3 protein-coding genes are annotated in these 3,051 nt (G+C 41.1%); 1 reads left to right on the top strand and 2 read right to left on the bottom strand.

The window, feature by feature from the left end:
- Window positions 1-806, bottom strand: an 806-nt coding sequence (locus tag V5N63_RS01560; RefSeq protein WP_332032392.1) for a PHP domain-containing protein, incomplete at its 3' end; no start/stop codon positions are given.
- Window positions 806-1,984 carry a DNA polymerase IV gene (dinB, locus tag V5N63_RS01555; protein WP_332032390.1) on the bottom strand — a complete coding sequence of 393 codons (1,179 nt, stop codon included), beginning with the start codon at window positions 1,982-1,984 and terminating at the stop codon, window positions 806-808. The genes V5N63_RS01560 and dinB, both read right to left, overlap by 1 nt.
- Before the next feature lie 61 nt (window positions 1,985-2,045).
- On the opposite strand from dinB, the gene V5N63_RS01550 reads away from it, so the two are divergent.
- Window positions 2,046-2,822 carry an XRE family transcriptional regulator gene (locus V5N63_RS01550; protein ID WP_088468330.1) on the top strand — a complete coding sequence of 259 codons (777 nt, stop codon included), beginning with the start codon at window positions 2,046-2,048 and terminating at the stop codon, window positions 2,820-2,822.
- Window positions 2,823-3,051 lie beyond the last annotated feature (229 nt).

The raw sequence follows: 3,051 nt of genomic DNA, 5'->3' as shown, positions 1-3,051 counted from the left end.
GCTTCGTTATTGCCATATCTTTTCTGCAAACCTTCATAAGCCAGTCTTGTCAGAAGCTTCATGTCTTCTTCCTGAGAACTGGTAAAGTATTTTTTGTTTTTGTTTTCTGTGCTTCGGGGTTCCTTGTAGGTAAATTCAAAACTGCATTCGGAGAGAATTTTCTTTGTATTTCTGATGATTTCGGGATACCGCTCGAATGATTGAATGATATTTGCTTCAGATTTCAGATATTCTGATTTGCTGCAGATGTCTTCCTCAGAAAGTTTAGAAAGCAAAGTGTTATTTTCAATCGCCCTTAAAACCCGATGTAAATGATATTCTTTTTTGGTACTGAAAGTCACAGGGTGCAGAATTACCATTTTGTTGATTCTGCTTTTAAATTCCGGGCGGATCATTAAGTTTAATTCTTCCTCGCGCAAACCGATACATTCATGATCCTGAAGCGTTTCCGGAATGTTATTGATTGGATAGATCACAAAAACCTGTTCAAACGGGCGCGCTTTTTCCGTGAGTTCCTCGCCATCACAATTGTGTGCGGTCAGTACGCGGTTGATTTCTCCAATCCCGCTGAACTCTTTTGCCACAGCAATGTATAACAGTTTGTTTTCTTTTCTTACTTCAACACCTGCGATGGGTTTGATGCCATAGTTTTCGCACTCTTTTTTGAATTTATAAATTCCGGTAACGGTATTAATGTCCGTTAAAACTAATTCTTTAGTTCCTGATTTGTACGCCTGCTGTACCAGTGCCTCAATGGAGAGTGTGCCGTAGCGTAAACTGTGATATGAATGACAGTTCAGGAACATTATTTATATATTTTTGGGGCATCTGCAGTTCCGTCCGAGAAATCAAATCCTGAAGCCCGTTTCACGGCATCAGCGCCAAAGCGGTTCTTAATACGGTCCATGGTTTGGTAAAGGTTCATCAGTTCTTCGGTATCTTCAAAAAGATTCATCTGGTGACTGCCGTGTACCAAGCCGGTAAACCGTAAACCAACCAAACGCAGGCGCATTCTGCGGGTATAGATTTTATTAAACAAATCCTTAGCAATCCGCGAAAGGGTATGATCTGCTGCAGTATAAGCCACTTTGCATTGTTTGGTCTCCGTATCGAAATTGGCGTAACGGATTTTGATGACCACGGTGGAAGTGAGCCATTTTTCTTTGCGCAACTGGTAAGCGAGTTCTTCCGCCATTCCTGAAATCAGACTTCTTATGGCAAACACATCCATAGTATCATTGGAAAAAGTATGTTCTTTTGAAATTGATTTTCTTTCTGAATAAGGAATTACAGGGGTTTCATCGATTCCGTTGGCTTTTCTCCAGAGCTCGGTTCCATTTTTTCCGATCATCTGCTGAAGGGCTAATACCGGCATTTCGGAAAGGGTTTTAATGGTCCGGATGCCGATTCTTGAGAGCAAGCGAAAGGTCGCTTCGCCAACCATTGGGATTTTCCGGATGGAAAGTGGATTAAGGAATGGCTTAATCTGGGATTCATTAATTTCAAGCTTACCGGAAGGTTTGGATTCTCCGGTTCCGATTTTCGAAACGGTTTTATTCACAGAAAGTGCAAAACTGATCGGCAATCCGGTTTCCTTAGTTACCTGTAATGCAATTTCCTGAGTCCACTTGTAACAGCCGAAAAATTTATCCATTCCGGTAAGATCCAGATAAAATTCATCTATGCTTGCTTTCTCCATCACGGGAACGCGCTGCTGAATAATTTCGGTGACATCATGTGATAATTTCGAGAACATTTCATAATCACCTTTCACCACTTTTGCATCGGGACAAAGTTTCAGCGCCATCTGGATCGGCATCGCCGAGCGCACACCAAAATATCGGGCTTCATATGAACATGATGCCACTACACCGCGTTCGCCACCACCTATGATCAGGGGAATACCTTTCAGATCTCTGTTCTGAAGCCTCGCGCAGGAAACGAAGAACGCATCCAAATCCATATGTGCAATTGCATGATTCATGACGCAAAATTATACACTATTTGTCCCAAAATCATTATATTTGTGGATACAATTTGTCCCAATGTCAGTTTTTTCAGATAACATCAGGTTTTTAAGAGGTAAGAAGGATTTAGCTCAACAGGGGTTCGCAGATCAGCTCGGAATCAGTCGCGATCGCTATTCGAAATATGAAAGTGGCCGCTCGGAGCCACCGTATGAAATCCTCATCAAGATATCCAAGTTTTTCCACATTAGTATTGATTTGCTCCTAACGGTGGATATCCGGAAATATCCTTTGGAAGGAATGATGAAGCTGCCTGATAACCGGATTGTTTTGCCGGTAGTAGTCGATCAGCACGGCAATAATTTTATTGAAATTGTACCGCAGAAAGCTTCCATGGGCTATCTAAATGGGTACAGCGACCCGGAATATATGGAAAGTCTGCAGCGCATGAATCTTCCGTTTCTGAAACATGGAAAGTTCCGCGGATTTCTGGCTGATGGAGATTCCATGCCGCCATTTGCTGACGGATCTTATGTAATTGGCGAGTATGTAGAAAATATTGCAGACCTGAAACCCGAGAAGGAATACATTTTTGTAACCCCACAGGGAATCACTTATAAAACTTTAGTGGCGGTAAATTCCTCTTCTGTCACCGTATCTGCTGACAACCCATTTTATCCACCGTACGAAATCGCTCTCGAGGATCTTGTGGAAATCTGGCGTTATGTGCGCGGAATTTTGCCACAGGATTACAAACCCAACCAGTCTTATGATACAGGAATAAAAAGCATGTTCTTGGAAATTAAAAAAGATATTAAAGAATTGGATGATAAAGTCTCTAATTTCAAATCATAACAGGAACGGACTTCATATTGGGGAATCTTTCGCGAAAATTCCTCTTCAAACGTATCGGATATTTTAACTATTTTTACATTATATAGTTAAACACAGTGAGCAAAAAATTAGTTTATCTGATGCTGTTGGTCTGCGCAAATTTATCGTTTGCACAACAAAATGATGAATTCAGAAGTGCGAAAGACTATTTCGATTATCAAAGATTTATGCTGAATAGTGAATTCAAGAA

Source organism: Kaistella sp., assembly GCF_032060305.1.
Classification (GTDB): Bacteria; Bacteroidota; Bacteroidia; order Flavobacteriales; family Weeksellaceae; genus Kaistella; species Kaistella yananensis.
Note: the sequence above shows the minus strand (reverse complement) of the source record. Positions and strands in the feature narration are given on the sequence as shown.

Coding starts and splice junctions, on each gene's coding strand:
- V5N63_RS01550 (WP_088468330.1), top strand. CDS start 2,046: ATGTCAGTTTTTTCAGATAACATCAGGTTTTTAAGAGGTAAGAAGGAT.
- dinB (WP_332032390.1), bottom strand. CDS start 1,984: ATGAATCATGCAATTGCACATATGGATTTGGATGCGTTCTTCGTTTCC.